We start from the raw sequence: 15,214 nt of genomic DNA, 5'->3' as shown, positions 1-15,214 counted from the left end.
GCTCAGGCGCCGATGACTTTCTGGGCGCGCGCCAGCGCCTCGGCCTTGCCGGACAGCACCAGCGTCTCGCCGCCCTGCAGCGGCGCGCCGTCGTCAGGCGGCACGGGCTGGCCGTTGCGCCGGCGCAGGCGGATGGCGCGCAGCTCGCCGGCGCCGGCCAGCAACTCGGCCAGCGTGCGGCCGGCGGCGGTGTCGGGCAGCACGAAGGTCTGCAGGCGTTCCTCGGCCATCTCGTCGTCGCTGGCGTCGTCGGCGCCGTGGAAGAAGCCGCGCAGCAGGCCGTAGCGCTGCTCGCGCTGCTCCTGCACCACGCGGATCACGCGCCGCATGGGCACGCCCACCAGGGCCAGCGCGTGGCTGGCCAGCATCAGCGAGCCTTCCTGCGATTCGGGCACCACCTCGGTGGCGCCGGCGGCGCGCAGCTTGTCGAGGTCGCGGTCGGTCTGGGTGCGCACCAGCACGGGCAGGTGCGGCGCCAGCTCGCGGATCACCGCCAGCGCCTTCAGCACGCTGGGCAGCTCCAGGTAGGTGATGACCACCGCGCTGGCGCGCTTGATGCCGGCGGCCACCAGCGCCTGAGACTTGGCGGCGTCGCCGAAGGCCACCGACTGCCCGGCCGCCTGCGCCTGGCGCACGCGGTCGGGGTCGAGGTCGAGCGCCATGGTGGGGATGTCCTCGTGCTCCAGCAGGCGCGCCATGGTCTGGCCGCTGCGCCCGTAGCCGCAGATGACGACGTGCCCGCGCGTGTTGATCGACTGGCTGGCGATGCGCGTCATCTGCAGCGACTGCTGCAGCCACTCGCCGGCCACCAGCCGCATCACGATGCGGTTGCTGGCCATGACGATGAAGGGCGTGGCCAGCATCGACAGCACCATGGCGGCCAGCACCGGGTTGAACAGCTCGGGCGGCAGCAGGCCCTCGCGCCGGCTCAGGGTGAGCAGCACGAAGCCGAACTCGCCCGCCTGCGCCAGGTATAGCCCGGTGCGCAGCGCCACGCCGCTGCTGGCGCCCAGCAGCCGGGCCAGCGCCGTCACCAGCCCCAGCTTGAACAGCACCGGCAGCGTGGTGAGCGCCAGCACCAGCGGCCATTGCAGCACCACCTGCCGCCAGTCCAGCAGCATGCCGATGGTCATGAAGAACAGGCCCAGCAGTACGTCGTGGAAGGGGCGGATCTCGGCCTCCACCTGCACGCGGAACTCGGTCTCGGAGATCAGCACGCCGCAGATGAAGGCGCCCAGCGCCAGGCTCAGGCCGGCGTGCTCGGTCAGCCAGGCCAGGCCCAGCGTCATCAGCAGCATGTTGAGGACGAACAGCTCCTCGCTGCGCCGCCGCGCCACCACCGTCAGCCACCAGCGCATCACGCGCTGGCCGCCCCACAGCAGCACGGTGATCAGCAGCGCCGCCTTCAGGCCGGCCAGCGCCAGCGCGCCGAACAGCGCCTCCGGCGGGCTGCCCAGCGCCGGGATCAGCACCAGCAGCGGCACCACCGCCAAGTCCTGGAACAGCAGCACGCCCATCACGCGCTGGCCGTGCTCCGAATCCAGCTCAAGCCGGTCGGCGATCATCTTGACGACGATGGCGGTGCTGCTCATCGCCATGGCGCCCGAGAGCGCCAGCGAGGTCTGCCAGCCGAGCGGCCAGGCGGTGGGCGCCAGCCAGGCCAGCAGCACCGAGCCGGCGGTGACCAGCGCCATCGTCAGCGCCACCTGCGCCAGGCCCAGGCCGAACACGTGGCGCCGCATGGCGCGCAGCTTGGGCAGGTTGAACTCCAGCCCGATCACGAACATCAGGAACACCACGCCGAACTCGGCCAGGTACTTGATGCTCTCGGCGTCCTGCCCGAACGCCAGGCCCAGCGTGTGCGGCTCCATCAGCACGCCGGCCGTCAGGTAGCCCAGGATGGCCGGCAGCTTCAACCAGCGGCAGGCCGCCACCGCCATCACGGCGGCCAGCAGGTACAGCAGCGTCAGCTCCAGGGCGGTCATGCGTCGATGCTAGCAGTGCCGTCGATAGAATCCGCGCATGAATTTCGACCCCGCCCGCGCGCTGCGCCTGGCCCACGAGACGCTGGACATCGAGGCCGCCGCGCTGCTGGGCCTGAAGGGCCGGCTGGCGGGCGGCTTCGCCCGCGCGGTGGCGCTGCTGCTGGCCGTGAGCGGCCGCGTGGTGGTGATGGGCATGGGCAAGAGCGGCCACGTCGGCCGCAAGATCGCCGCCACGCTGGCTTCCACCGGCACGCCGGCGATGTTCGTGCACCCCGCCGAGGCCAGCCACGGCGACCTGGGCATGATCCAGCCGCAGGACGCGGTGCTGGCCATTTCCAACAGCGGCGAGAGCGAGGAGCTGACGGCCATCCTGCCCCTGGTCAAGCGCCTGGGCGTGCCGCTGGTGGCCATCACCGGCGGCACCGCGTCCACCCTGGCGCGCCATGCCGACGTGGTGCTGGACAGCGGCGTCGAGAAGGAAGCCTGCCCGCTCAACCTGGCGCCCACCGCCAGCACCACCGCGCAGCTCGCGCTGGGCGACGCGCTGGCCGTGGCGCTGCTGGACGCGCGCGGCTTCCGTGCCGAGGACTTCGCCCGCTCGCACCCCGGCGGCGCGCTGGGGCGGCGCCTGCTCACGCGCGTGGCCGACGTCATGCGCGGCGGCGACGCCGTGCCGCGCGTCGGCCCCGGCGCCGACTTCAGCGCGCTGATGCGCGAGGTCACCCGCAAGGGCCTGGGCGCCACCGCCGTGGCCGACGACGAGGGCCGGGTGCTCGGCATCTTCACCGATGGCGACCTGCGCCGCCTGGTCGAGACCGGGCGCGACCTGCGCGCGCTGACCGCGCGCGACGTGCTGCACCCCAGCCCGCGCACCGTGCGCGACGACGCGCTGGCCGCCGAGGCCGCCGAGCTGATGGAGCAGCACCGCATCACCGTGCTGCTGGTGCTGGACGCGGCCGGCCGGCTGGTGGGCGCCGTCAGCAGCAACGACCTGATGCGTGCGAAGGTTATCTGATGACACCAGCCCCCGTCCTCAACTGGCCCCCCGAGCTGCTGCTGCGCGCGCAGGGTGTGCGCGCCGCCTTCTTCGACGTCGACGGCGTGCTGACCGACGGCGGCCTGTACTTCAGCGCCGAGGGCGAGACGCTCAAGCGCTTCCACACGCTGGACGGCCACGGCCTGAAGCTGCTGGCGCGCGCCGGCATCGCGCCCTGCGTGGTCTCGGGGCGCGACTCGGCGCCGCTGCGCCTGCGCCTGCAAGCGCTGGGCGTGCGGCACCTGCGCCTGGGCACCGAGGACAAGCTTCCGGCAGCCGAGGCGCTGCTGGCCGGGCTGGGCCTGGACTGGGCGCAGGCCGCCGCCATCGGCGACGACTGGCCCGACCTGCCCGTGCTGCGGCGCGCCGCCTTCGCCTGCGCGCCGCCGCAGGCGCACGCCGAGGTGCGCGCCATGGCTCACCACGTCACCGCCGCGCGCGCGGGCGAAGGCGCGGCGCGCGAGTTCTGCGACCTGCTGCTGGCCGCCGGCGGCCACTACCGCCGCCTGTTCGACGAGGCCTGCGGCGCTCCCGCGGAGGCCGCCGCGTGATCGACCGCGGCCGCCTGCTGCGCTACGGCCGGGACCAGCTCTCGGCCTGGCTGCCGGCGCTGCTGATGGTGCTGTTCGCGCTGGGCACCTGGTGGCTGGTGCGCAGCGCGCCGCACATCGTCGACGCCGCCGGCGATGCGCGGGTGTCGCCCGAGCCGGACTACTTCATGCGCGACTTCTCCGTGCGCACCTTCGAGCCCAACGGCCGCCTGAAGTCCGAGCTGACGGGCGTCCACGGCCGCCACTTCCCGGCCGACGACACGCTGGAGGTCACCCAGCCGCGCATGCGTTCCTACGACACGCAGGGCCACCCCACGGTGGCCACCGCGCGGCGCGGCATCTCCAACGCCGACGCCTCCGAGATCAAGCTCTACGGCGACGCCCTCGTCGTGCGCGACCCGGTGGCCAAGGCCAGCGGCGAGGTGATCCCCCGGCTGGAGTTCCGCGGCGAGTTCCTGCACGCCTTCGTGGACGAGCAGCGCGTCAGCTCCGACCAGCCCGTGGAGCTGCGGCGCGGCAGCGACGTCTTCACCGGCGACGTGTTCGACTACAGCGACAAGAGCGGCGTGGCCAACCTGCAAGGCCGCGTGCGGGGCACGCTCTTGCCCAAGGGCAAGGCGCCAGGCCAGGATCCGTCGTGAACGCCGCCCGGCCGCCCGAAGGCGAAGAGCGCCGGCTGGCCTTCATCACCGGCGCCTCCAGCGGCATCGGCCAGGCGCTGGCGCTGCGCTGCGCGGCCGCCGGCTGGCGCCTGGCCCTGGTGGCGCGGCGCGCTGACCAGCTCACCGCCTGGGCACAGGCCCAGGGCTGGCCGGCCGAGCACTGGCGCGTGTACGGCGCCGACGTGGCCGACCCCGCCAGCATCGTCGCCGCCGGCCAGGCCTGCCTGGCGGCGCAGGGCCTGCCCGACGTGGTGGTCGCCAACGCCGGCATCAGCGTCGGCATGGACACGGCGGTGCGGGCGGACCTGGATGTGATGGCGCGCACCTTCGCCACCAACAACCTCGGCCTGGCGGCCACCTTCCACCCCTTCGTCGAACCCATGCGCCGGCGCGGCAGCGGCCGGCTGGTGGGCATCGCCAGCGTGGCGGCCATCCGTGGGCTGCCCGGCCACGGCGCCTATTGCGCCAGCAAGGCCGGCGTGGTCAGCTACTGCGAAAGCCTGCGCGGCGAACTGCGCGGCAGCGGCGTGCGCGTGGTGACCATCCTGCCCGGCTACGTCGATACGCCGCTCACGCGCCGCAACCGCTACCCGATGCCGTTCCTGATGACGCCTGCGCGCTTCGCCGACCGGGCGTTGCGCGTCATCCAGGCCGGCCGCAGCTACCGCGTGATCCCGTGGCAGATGGGCGTGGCGGCCAAGCTGCTGCGCGTGCTGCCCAACGCGCTGTTCGATCGCTTGCTGGCCGGCCGGCCGCGCAAGGCGCGACAAGACGGGCCGCTCGAATGAGAAAAGGCTCCGAAAATCGGAGCCTTTTTGGCCTCTGGCGCTTGCTGGGTAAGCGCTGAGTGCTATTTAATCAATAGCTGTCGTCGTCGCGGCCGCCGCTGTCGTAACCGCCGCCGCCGCCGTCGCGCCGGCCGCCGCCACCGCCGTCACGTCGGCCACCGCCGCCGCGCGGGCCCGAGCCGTAGGGGCTGCGGAAGCTGCCGTCGTTGCCGCCGCCATAGCCGCCGCCACCGCCGCCTTCGCGACGGCCACCACCGTAGCCGCCACCACCGCCGCCGCCGCCGCCGCCATAACCACCACCGCCGCCGCCGCCTTCGCGACGGCCGCCGCCGTAGCCGCCACCGCCACCACCGTAGCCGCCGCCACCACCGCCGCCGTAGCCACCACCGCCGCCGCCGTAGCCGCCGGAGCGGGGCGGGCGCGCTTCCATCGGACGCGCTTCGTTGACGACCACGTTGCGGCCGCCGAGCGATTGGCCGTTCATGCCACCGATGGCGGCCTGCGCCTCGGCGTCGCTGCCCATCTCGACGAAGCCGAAGCCTTTGGAACGACCGGTGTCGCGCTCCATCATGACCTTGGCGCTGGTGACCGAGCCGAACTGCCCGAACGCCTGCTCCAGATCGCCGTCGCGCACCGAGTAGGGCAGGTTGCCGACGTAAAGTTTGTTACCCATTAAAAGGGACTCCTGAAAGACAAAAAAGTGAAAGCGATGGAGTCCGCAAAACGCCTTTGGCGGGCCCTGATCCCGGGCCATAAAGGGCAACTGACTATGATCACCGCAAAACCGCATGTGTGCAGCACGCACACCCGCGCGATTATGCGTCAGATCGCCCAAAGTCAAGCATGGGCGCTGTTTCCGATAAAATCAGTCGGCTATTTTCCCGCCAGTCCGGGGCGCCGCGCGCTCCCCCCAAACCTCCCTCGCAGTACCGGCGCATGGAAGCCTTCCTCCTGTCCACCGGCATCGTCGCGCTGGCCGAAATGGGCGACAAGACGCAACTGCTCTCGCTGCTGCTGGCGGCCCGGTTCCGGCGGCCCTGGCCCATCGCCTGGGGCATTCTGGCGGCCACGCTGGTCAACCATGCGCTGGCCGGCGCCGTCGGCAGCTGGGTGACGCGGGTGCTGGGCCCGGACGTGCTGCGCTGGGTGCTGGGCGGCTCGTTCGTCGCCATGGCGGCGTGGATGCTGGTGCCCGACAAGCTGGACGAGGACGAGGCGCCCGCCGCCACCTCCCGCCTGGGCGTGTTCGGCACCACGCTGGTGGCTTTCTTCCTGGCCGAGATGGGCGACAAGACGCAGATCGCCACCGTGGCGCTGGCCGCGCAGTACCCGCAGTGGACGGCCGTGGTGGCCGGCACCACGCTGGGCATGATGCTGGCCAACGCACCGGTGGTGTGGTTCGGCGACCGGCTGGTCAAGCGGGTGCCGATCCGCGCGGTGCACGTGGTGTCGGCGCTGATCTTCCTGGCGCTCGGGCTGGCCGCCCTGCTCGGGTGGGGTTGATATACTTCCTCCTCAGCGCCGATTTGCCTCTGCTTGCGGGCGCTCAACAAATACCGCTAAATCCGAGACACCCAGGCAACCCGGTTCCGCGATTTGGCGAACCGGGTTTTTTTGTCGCCATGCCGCTCGTCGTCACCCCGCAGTCCATGCATTTCGAGGCGCCGCTGCCGCTGCGCAGCGGGGCGTCGATCGCGGGCTACGACCTCACGTACGAGACCTACGGCCGGCTCAACGCCGACGGAAGCAACGCCGTGCTGATCTGCCACGCGCTCAACGCCTCGCACCACGTGGCCGGCGTGTACGCGGGCCAGGCGCGCAGCGAGGGCTGGTGGGACAACATGATCGGCCCTGGCAAGCCGGTGGACACCGAGCGTTTCTTCGTCATCGGCGTCAACAACCTCGGCTCCTGCTTCGGCTCCACCGGGCCGATGCACCGCAACCCGGCCACGGGCGAGGTCTATGGCGCCGACTTCCCGGTCGTCACGGTGGAGGACTGGGTGGATGCCCAGGCGCGGCTGCTGGACGCCCTGGGCATCGACCAATTGGCGGCGGTGATGGGCGGCAGCCTGGGCGGCATGCAGGCGCTGAGCTGGACCCTGCAATACCCCACGCGCGTGCGCCACGCCGTGGTGGTGGCGAGCGCGCCCAACCTGTCGGCCGAGAACATCGCCTTCAACGAGGTGGCGCGCCGCGCCATCGTCACCGACCCCGACTTCCACGGCGGCCACTTCTACCGCCACGGCGTTATCCCCAAGCGCGGCCTGCGCATCGCGCGCATGATCGGCCACATCACGTACCTCTCCGACGACGTGATGAACGAGAAGTTCGGTCGGCAACTCAGGGAAGGCATCGACCTGAAATACAGCACGCAGGACATCGAGTTTCAAATTGAAAGCTACCTGCGCCACCAGGGCGACAAGTTCAGCGACTACTTCGACGCCAACACCTACCTGCTGATCACCCGCGCGCTCGACTACTTCGACCCGGCGCGCGCGCGCGGGGGCGACCTGACCGGCGCGCTGGCCGGCACGCAGGCGCGGTTCCTGCTGGTCAGCTTCAGCACCGACTGGCGCTTTCCGCCCGCGCGCTCGCGCGAGATCGTCAAGGCGCTGCTGGAGAACCGCCGCGACGTGAGCTACGCCGAGATCGACGCGCCCCACGGGCACGACGCCTTCCTGCTGGACGACCCGCGCTACCTGGGTGTCGTGCGCGCGTATTTCGACGGCATGGGCAGGAGGGTAGGCCAGTGAGCGACCAGGCCGTCATGCAAAGCATCGCCCGCCTGGTGCCCGAGGGCGCGCACGTGCTCGACCTGGGCTGCGGCGACGGCGCGCTGCTGGAGCTGCTGCGGCGCGAGCGGCGCTGCACCGGCTACGGCATCGAGATCGACGACGCCAACGTGCTGGCCTGCGTGCGGCGCGGCATCAGCGTATTGCAGCTCAACCTGCACCAGGGGCTGCGGGCGTTCCAGGACCAGAGCTTCGACGTGGTGTTGCAGATCGACACGCTACAGCACCTGCGCAACGCCGAGGTCATGCTGCGCGAGACCGCGCGCGTGGGGCGCGTGGGCATCGTCGCCTTTCCCAACTTCGCGCACTGGCCCAACCGCCTCTCGGTGCTGCGCGGGCGCATGCCCGTCACGCGCCGGCTGCCCTACCAGTGGTACGACACGCCCAACATCCGCGTCGGCACCTACAAGGACTTCGAGGCGCTGGCGCGCAAGAACGGCCTGAGGGTGCAGGACGCCTTCGGTCTGGAGAACGGCCGCGAAGTGCGCGCGTTGCCGAATCTGCGCGCCAGCACCGCGGTGTTCAAGCTCCAGCGCTGAGTTTCAAGCCAAATCGGCCTCCAGCGCCCGTCCATCAAGCGCCAGCAGCTATTAAAATATGAGTAATCTGCCCACCCTCGACCACCTGGGCGCCGCGCTGGCGGCCGGCCGCGCGACAGCCGTGCAGCTGGCCGAGGCGGCGCTGGCCCGCGCGCGCGAGCCGGCCGGCGAAGGCGCGCGCGTGTTCACCCGCCTCGACGAGGCGCGCGCGCTGGCCGCCGCGCATGCCTCCGACACCTTGCGCGCCGCCGGCATCGTGCGCTCGCCGCTGGAGGGCATCCCGGTCTCGGTCAAGGACCTGTTCGACGTCGCCGGCCAGGTCACCACCGCCGGCTCCGTGGTGCTGAAGGGCGCCGCGCCCGCCGCGCGCAGCGCGCCCGTCATCGACCGCCTGATCGCCGCCGGCGCGGTGATCGTCGGGCGCACCAACATGACGGAATTCGCTTTCTCCGGCCTGGGCCTCAACCCGCACCACGGCACGCCCGCCAACCCGTGGGACCGCGCCGCGCGGCGCATCCCCGGCGGCTCCAGCAGTGGCGCGGCGGTGTCGGTGGCCGACGGCATGGCGGCGGTGGCCATCGGCAGCGACACCGGCGGCTCGGTGCGCATCCCCTCGGCGCTGTGCGGCCTGACGGGCTTCAAGCCCACGCAGCGCCGCGTGCCGACCGAAGGCGCGCTGCCGCTCTCCACCACGCTCGACTCCATCGGCCCGCTGGGCGCCAGCGTGCGCTGCTGCGCCCTCGCCGACGCCGTGCTGGCCGGCCAGCCGCCCGTGCCGCCGCCCGCGCGCGCGTTGTCCGGCGCCCGCCTGGCGCTGCCCGAGACCACGGTGCTGGACGGCATGGACGCCACCGTGGCCGCCACCTTCGAGCGCGCGCTGGCGCGCCTGTCCGCCGCCGGCGCGCGCATCACGCGCATCGCCGTGCCCGAGTTCGCCGAACTGGCCCGCCTGCACGCGCGCGGCACCCTGGCCGGCGCCGAAGCCTGGGCCTGGCACCGCGCGCTGCTGTCCACGCGCGAGGCCGAATACGACCCGCGCGTCGGCGCCCGCATCCTTGGCGCGCAGGGCATGGGCGCGGCCGACTACATCGAGCTGCTGGCCGCGCGCCGGCGCTGGATCGCGCAGGTCGAGGCGCGCATCGCCGGCTTCGATGCCCTCGTCATGCCCACCGTGCCGGTCGTCGCCCCGCCCATCGCCGAATTGCAGGCCAGCGACGACGCCTACTTCGCCGCCAACGGGCTGATCCTGCGCAACCCCACGCTGATCAACTTCCTCGACGGCTGTGCTTTGAGCCTGCCGTGCCACGCCGAGGGCGAGGCGCCGGTGGGCCTGATGCTGGCCGGCTGCGCCCTGAGCGACGCGCGCATCCTGGCGCTGGGCGAGGCGGTGGAGGCGGCGCTGAAAGGCTAAAGCAGCGCGTACGTGGTGCTGGCGCGGCACACGCTCTTGCCATCGGCCGCGCCGCGCAGGTCGATCTCGCCGAAGGCCATCGTCTTGCCGGCGCGCAGCACGCGCGCCTCGACCAGCGCGTCCTGGCCCGACAGCGGCTTGAGGAAGCTGGTATTGAGTTGCACCGTGGTGCAGGGCCGGAAGGCGCCGAAGTGCGCGATCAGCGCCAGCACCATCGCCGTGTCGGCGGCGGCCATCATGGCCTGCCCGCACAGCATGCCGCCGGCGCGTGACAGCTGGTCGCCGTGCGGCAGGCGCAGCAGCACGGCACCTTCGGGCTGCTCGGGCTCCACGCGCAGGCCGAGCGCCTGCACCCAGGGAGCGAAGTAGTCGGCCAGCGCGGCCTGGAGGGTGGCGGTGTCGGTCATGGCGGCGATGGTAGCTTTCCTCGTTGCCCCGACGGCGGATGCGGGCCGCCGCGCAGCGGGCGGTGGAACGGTCGTCGCTCATGGGGCGCCGCAGCCGGCTCGGGCCAGCAGCGCCGGCAACTCGGCCATGGAGGCGAACAGCCGGTCGGCGCCGTGGTCGCGCAGCGCTTCGGTCTGCTCGGCGCCCTCGGGGCACAGCGCCCACACGGTGGCGCCGGCCGCCTTGCCGGCGGTGACGCCGACGGTGGTGTCCTCGATCACCAGGCAGCGTTCGGGCGCGCGCTGCAAATGCCGTGCGGCGGCCAGGTACACGTCGGGCGCGGGCTTGGTGGCGGGCATCTCGTGGCCGCTGAAGATGCGGCCGTCGAACAGCGCCAGCAGATCGACCTTGGCCAGTTGCAGCTCCACCTTGGCGCGGTCGGCGCCCGAGGCGCAGGCGATGCGGCCGCCGCACAACCGGTGCGCGGCCTGCGCCGCCCGCAGCGCGCCGGGCATGGCCCGCAGGCGGGTGCGCAGGGCTTCGTTGCGGCGGGCATAGAAGGCGTCCATCCAGGCGTCGGTCAGCGGCTGGCCGGTGCGCGCCTCGATCAGCGCGCGCTGGCTGCGCACCTGGCGGCCGAGGAACAGGCGCTCGCATTCGTCCGGCGGCAGATCCCAGCCGCGCTCGGCCAGCATGTCGCGCAGCACACCCAGGGTGAGCGGCTCGCTGTCCACCAGCACGCCGTCGCAGTCGAACAGGATGGCTTCAAATTTCATAGCTGTCAGCGATTGCTGGACGGGCACCAGCGGTCAATTTTGTAGGTCGCCATCGGTGTAGAGCCAATGGCCGTCTTGCAGGACGAAGCGGCTCAGCTCGTGCAGCCGCACGGCGCAGCCGGCCACGCGGTAGCGGGCGACGAATTCCACCTCGCCGTGCGTGGCGTCGATGAGGCGGGCGCGCCGCACCTCCAGCCCCAGCCAGCGCGCCTGCGGCTCGAAGTCGATGGCGGCGGGGCGGTGGTCGGGGTGCCAGGTGGCGCGCAGGTAGTCGGCCTGGCCGCGCGCGAAGGCGGTGTAGCGCGAGCGCATCAGCCGCTCCGGGTCGGGCGCCGGCTGCGCCGGCCAGTGGTCGATGAAGCGGCCGCAGCAAGCCTCGTAGCGAGCGGGCAGCCCGCAGGGGCAGGCTTGGTCGGCACGCGGAGGTTTCATGTCGGTTTTCTACGGCGCCGCGCGGCAAAAGCAGTGCATGAAACCCAAAGAGCCCAAAGGCCGCGGAGCAGGCCATGCCAGCGACCGCCGCGGACGGGCTTGCACCGGCCGCTGGCGGTGCCCCCTTCCAGGGGGGTGGCGGAACATCGCGCAGCGAGTGGAGCCTGGGGGTAGTTCATTTCATCGGCGCCAGAACTGGGGCGTGAACAGCACCAATACTGAAATCAATTCCAGCCGCCCCAGCAGCATGGCGAAGGTCAGTATCCAGGTCTGGAAGTCGGTCATCACCGCGTAGTTGCCGGCCGGGCCGACCTGGCCCAGGCCGGGGCCGATGTTGTTCAGGCAGGCGATGACGGCGCTGAAGGCCGTCACCATGTCCAGCCCCGAGGCCAGCAGCAGCAGCGTGAGGCCCACCATGCAGCCGCCGTAGATCAGCATGAAGGCCATGATGACCCACACCACGCTCTGCGGCACGATGGCGCGGCCCAGCGTCAGCGGGTTGACCACGCGCGGGTGCATGGCGCGCACCAGCTCGTGCCGGGCCAGCCGCACCAGCACCAGCATGCGCACCATCTTGATGCCGCCGCCGGTGGAGCCCGCGCACGAGACGAAGGTGCCCAGGAACAGCAGCAGCGCCGGCCCCAGCGCCGGCCACAGGAGATAGTCGCTGGTGTAGTAGCCGGTGGTGGTGGCCACCGACACCACCTGGAACGCCGCCATGCGCAGGCGGTCGCCCAGGTCGCCCTCCCTGCCCTGCAGCGCCAGCAGCAGCCACACGGCCAGCACCGCCAGCACCAGCACCAGCAGGTAGGCGCGCACCTCGGCGTCCTGCGTCAGCGGGCGCAGCGAGCGCAGCCGCCACACCATGAAGTAGCGCGCGAAGCTGATGCCGGCCAGCGCCATGAAGACCACCGCCGTCCATTCGAGCTGCGGCGACTGCCAGTAGGCGAAGCTGCGGTCGTGCGACGAGAAGCCGCCCAGGCCGACCGTGGTGCACATGTGCATGAAGGCGTCCATCCAGCTCATGCCGCCCCAGCGGTAGGCCAGCAGGCAGGCGCCCGAGAGCAGGAAGTACATGCTCCACAGGCCGCGCGCGGTCTCGGCGATGCGCGGGGTCAGGCGCGTGTCCTTCATGGGGCCGGGCATCTCGGCCTTGAACAGCTGTGTGCCGCCCAGGCCCAGGAAGGGCAGCACCGCCACCGCCAGCAGCATGATGCCCAGGCCGCCGATCAGCTGCAGGAAGCAGCGCCACAGGTTGGCCGCCGGGTCGAGGTTGTCTAGCCCGGCGATCACGGTGGCGCCGGTGGCGGTGAGGGCGCTGACGGCCTCGAAGTAGGCGTCGGTCCAGCGGATGCCGGGGATGGCCTCCAGCAGCGGCACGGCGGCGAAGGCGGGCAGCACGGTCCACACCAGGTTGACCAGCAGGAAGCCGTCCTTCACCGACAGCTCGGCGCGGTGCCGGCGGCAGGCCAGCCACAGCAGCATGCCGGCCCCGAAGGTCAGCGCGAAGCCGTGCACCCATACGTCGGTCTGCCGCAGGTCGTCCGCCAGGCTCCAGACCAGCGGCACCGTGAAGGCGAGCGAGAAGCCGGTGATCAGCCACGACAGGACCAGCAGGACGTGGGCGTAGCGCCGGAACTGGCTGCGCAGGATGCGGGCGAGAGGGGGGCGGTGGGGGTGGGGCACGGCGGCTTCAATGCTCTTTAATTGATAGCTGCTGGCGCTTGATGGGCGGGCGCTGGAGGCTGATTTGGCTTGTATTTTCTGTTTGTGCCGGAGGCGCTGCTGGCCGGGATGTGCGCCCGGCGGCGCACCTACTTTCTTTTGCGTCGCCAAAAGAAAGTAGGCAAAGAAAAGGCGACCCCACTGGCCGTGTCCCTCCGCTGCGCTGCGGGCAACCTGCGATGCTCGTGGCCGGGGTGCCGCCGCAGAACTCACTGCGCGCCTGCGGCGCTCCGTTCAGACAACCGCGGCGAGTCAGTTCACGAAGCGCGTGCATGCTGCGCTGCACGCGCGCACCCCGACCACTGCGCTTCTCGGCACGTCCAGAGGGGAAGTGGAACCCCAACGGGCCATCGCTGCGCTCGGCCCCGCACACGCGGCGCGAAGCGCCCGCGCCTTGGGGGCCGAGCGCAGCGATGGCCCGTGTGGACTTCAAACCCCCTGTGGCTGCGCCTGCGGCGCGGGGCTTGCGGGGTGGCGCGTGCAGCGCAGCATGCACGCGCTTCGTAGACTGACTCGCCGCGGTTGTCTGAACGGAGCGCGCAGCGCGAAGTGAGTTCTGCGGCGCACCCCGCAAGCCCCGCGACGCAGGTCTGCCCCGCAGCGCAGCGAAGGGGTCGCAGACTTGGGGTCGCCTTTCTTTGGTTCCTTTCTTTGGCGAAGCAAAGAAAGGGACTGCGCCGCCGGGCGCACATCCCGGCCTCCGACGCTTGGTCAAGCAAACCACGGCTGCTACCGGACGCGTCATAGAAAAGTCGCACTCACCTGAAACAACTTCTCCACATCCCTCAGCATCCTCTTGTGCGCCATGAAGATGATCACGTGGTCCCCCGTCTCGATCACCGTGTCGTGGTGCGGCATCAGCACCTCGCAGGCATCGCCCTCTCCGCGCACGATGGCGCCCAGGCGGGCGCCGTGGGGCATCCTGACCTGCTCGACGCGGCGGCCCACCAGCTTGCTGGAGCGGGCGTCGCCGTGCGCCACGCCCTCCAGCGCCTCGGCGGTGCCGCGCCGCAGGCTGTGCACCGCCGCCACCGCGCCGCGCCGCACGTGCGCCAGCAGCTCGCCGATCACCGCGTGCGCGGGCGAGACGGCGATGTCGATCGCGCTGCCCTGCATCATGTCGGCGTAGGCGCGGCGGTTGATCAGCGCCAGCACGCGGCGCGCGCCCAGGCGCTTGGCCAGCATGGTGGACATGATGTTGTCCTCGTCGTCGTTGGTCAGCGCCAGGAACAGGTCCATGTCGCCCACGTTCTCGTCCAGCAGCAGCTCCTCGTCGGCCACGTCGCCGTGCAGCGTCAGCACCTCGGCGGGCAGCTCGGTGGCCAGGTATTCGCAGCGCTTGCGGTCGCGGTCGATGATCTTCACCCGGCACTGGCCGATCAGGCTGCGCGCCAGCCGCAGGCCCACGCGGCCGCCGCCGGCGATCATCACGCGGCGCACCGGGCGTTCCTGCCCGGCGATGACGCGCAGCGTGTGGCGCAGGTTGGCGTGGTCCACGATCACGAACACCTCGTCGCCGGCGCGCACCGTGGTGCGCGGGTCGATGGGCAGCTCGTCGTCGCCGCGGTAGACGGCGACGATGCGCATCTCCACCTCGGGGTGGCGCGCGGCGAAGGCGCCGATGGTGGCGCTGGCCAGGTCGCTCTGCTCGGACACGCGCACCGCTATCAGGTGGGCGCGGCCCTGCGAGAAGGTCAGCACCTGCAGGGCCTCGGGGTGCTCGATGAGCTGGTGGATGTAGTGCGTGACCGATTCCTCGGGGCAGATCACGCGGTCCACCGCGAAGCCCTCCTTCTCCAGCAGCGGCCCCGGCTCGCTCAACTCGGACGAGCGCAGCCGCGCCACCGTGGTCGGGATGCCGAACACGGCACTCGCCACCTTGCAGGCCACCAGGTTGGTCTCGTCCAGCGGCGAGCAGGCGATGAACATGTCGGCGTCGGCCGCGCCGGCCTGCCGCATCACCGAGGGGTGGGTGCCGTTGCCCACCACGCCGCGCAGCTCCAGCCGCTCCTCCAGCGCGTGCACGTGGTCGGGGTCGGCGTCGATGATGGTGATGTCGTTCTGCTCCAGCGCCAGGCTTTCGGCCACGCTCTCGCCCACGCGGCCGGCGCCGAGGATGATGATTCGCAT

15 protein-coding genes are annotated in these 15,214 nt (G+C 71.6%); 8 read left to right on the top strand and 7 right to left on the bottom strand.

Going from position 1 to position 15,214, the window contains the following annotated elements:
- Positions 1 to 2 precede the first annotated feature (2 nt).
- A complete protein-coding gene (locus QM772_RS10690) occupies positions 3 to 1,985 on the bottom strand; it encodes a cation:proton antiporter (protein ID WP_415136250.1) in 1,983 nt (660 codons plus the stop codon).
- A gap of 37 nt (positions 1,986 to 2,022) precedes the next feature.
- On the opposite strand from QM772_RS10690, the gene QM772_RS10685 reads away from it, so the two are divergent.
- The 4 genes from QM772_RS10685 to QM772_RS10670 are packed head-to-tail and all read left to right on the top strand — an operon-like array spanning position 2,023 to position 5,022.
- Positions 2,023 to 3,000, top strand: coding sequence for a KpsF/GutQ family sugar-phosphate isomerase (locus QM772_RS10685; RefSeq protein WP_415136248.1), 978 nt, complete (start codon positions 2,023 to 2,025; stop codon positions 2,998 to 3,000).
- Positions 3,000 to 3,572, top strand: coding sequence for a KdsC family phosphatase (locus QM772_RS10680; RefSeq protein WP_415136245.1), 573 nt, complete (start codon positions 3,000 to 3,002; stop codon positions 3,570 to 3,572). The genes QM772_RS10685 and QM772_RS10680 overlap by 1 nt, the downstream gene beginning before the upstream one ends.
- Positions 3,569 to 4,213: an LPS export ABC transporter periplasmic protein LptC gene (gene lptC, locus QM772_RS10675; RefSeq protein WP_415136243.1), complete on the top strand. Its 645-nt coding sequence runs from the start codon at positions 3,569 to 3,571 to the stop codon at positions 4,211 to 4,213. Before QM772_RS10680 ends, lptC begins: the two co-directional genes overlap by 4 nt.
- Positions 4,210 to 5,022, top strand: coding sequence for an SDR family oxidoreductase (locus QM772_RS10670; protein ID WP_415136241.1), 813 nt, complete (start codon positions 4,210 to 4,212; stop codon positions 5,020 to 5,022). The genes lptC and QM772_RS10670 overlap by 4 nt, the downstream gene beginning before the upstream one ends.
- A gap of 70 nt (positions 5,023 to 5,092) precedes the next feature.
- Here QM772_RS10670 and QM772_RS10665 read toward each other — a convergent pair whose 3' ends face one another.
- Entirely contained in the window at positions 5,093 to 5,695 is a 603-nt protein-coding gene (locus QM772_RS10665; RefSeq protein ID WP_415136239.1) for an RNA recognition motif domain-containing protein, read from the bottom strand.
- Between the two features lie 263 nt (positions 5,696 to 5,958).
- Between QM772_RS10665 and QM772_RS10660 the strand changes: the two genes are divergently transcribed.
- The 4 genes from QM772_RS10660 (at position 5,959) to QM772_RS10645 (ending at position 9,764) form a co-directional block, all read left to right on the top strand.
- Positions 5,959 to 6,525 (top strand): TMEM165/GDT1 family protein, encoded by a 567-nt coding sequence (locus QM772_RS10660; RefSeq protein ID WP_415136237.1) that lies wholly within the window; start codon positions 5,959 to 5,961, stop codon positions 6,523 to 6,525.
- Positions 6,526 to 6,644: 119 nt separating this feature from the next.
- Complete coding sequence (gene metX, locus QM772_RS10655; protein ID WP_415136235.1) at positions 6,645 to 7,775, top strand: homoserine O-succinyltransferase MetX; 1,131 nt, start codon at positions 6,645 to 6,647, stop codon at positions 7,773 to 7,775.
- Positions 7,776 to 7,789: 14 nt separating this feature from the next.
- Positions 7,790 to 8,353 (top strand): methionine biosynthesis protein MetW, encoded by a 564-nt coding sequence (metW, locus tag QM772_RS10650; protein ID WP_415139558.1) that lies wholly within the window; start codon positions 7,790 to 7,792, stop codon positions 8,351 to 8,353.
- A gap of 58 nt (positions 8,354 to 8,411) precedes the next feature.
- On the top strand, positions 8,412 to 9,764 hold the full coding sequence (locus QM772_RS10645; protein ID WP_415136233.1) for an amidase: 1,353 nt from the start codon (positions 8,412 to 8,414) through the stop codon (positions 9,762 to 9,764).
- On the opposite strand, the gene QM772_RS10640 is transcribed toward QM772_RS10645, so the two are convergent.
- From QM772_RS10640 to trkA, 5 genes are all read right to left on the bottom strand, one after another.
- Entirely contained in the window at positions 9,761 to 10,171 is a 411-nt protein-coding gene (locus QM772_RS10640) for a PaaI family thioesterase (RefSeq protein WP_415136231.1), read from the bottom strand. The two genes, QM772_RS10645 and QM772_RS10640, sit on opposite strands and share 4 nt — an antisense overlap.
- 78 nt (positions 10,172 to 10,249) lie before the next feature.
- On the bottom strand, positions 10,250 to 10,927 hold the full coding sequence (locus QM772_RS10635; RefSeq protein WP_415136229.1) for an HAD family hydrolase: 678 nt from the start codon (positions 10,925 to 10,927) through the stop codon (positions 10,250 to 10,252).
- 33 nt (positions 10,928 to 10,960) lie between these two features.
- A complete protein-coding gene (locus QM772_RS10630) occupies positions 10,961 to 11,359 on the bottom strand; it encodes a YchJ family protein (protein ID WP_415136227.1) in 399 nt (132 codons plus the stop codon).
- A 180-nt stretch (positions 11,360 to 11,539) separates the two neighbouring features.
- Complete coding sequence (locus QM772_RS10625; protein WP_415139556.1) at positions 11,540 to 13,009, bottom strand: TrkH family potassium uptake protein; 1,470 nt, start codon at positions 13,007 to 13,009, stop codon at positions 11,540 to 11,542.
- An 816-nt stretch (positions 13,010 to 13,825) separates the two neighbouring features.
- Positions 13,826 to 15,214 (bottom strand): Trk system potassium transporter TrkA, encoded by a 1,389-nt coding sequence (gene trkA, locus QM772_RS10620; protein WP_415136225.1) that lies wholly within the window; start codon positions 15,212 to 15,214, stop codon positions 13,826 to 13,828.

It is taken from the genome of Ottowia sp. (assembly GCF_047601385.1).
GTDB lineage: Bacteria > Pseudomonadota > Gammaproteobacteria > Burkholderiales > Burkholderiaceae_C > Ottowia.
The sequence above is the reverse complement of the archived record's forward strand: the minus strand, read 5'-3'. Positions and strand labels throughout refer to the sequence as shown.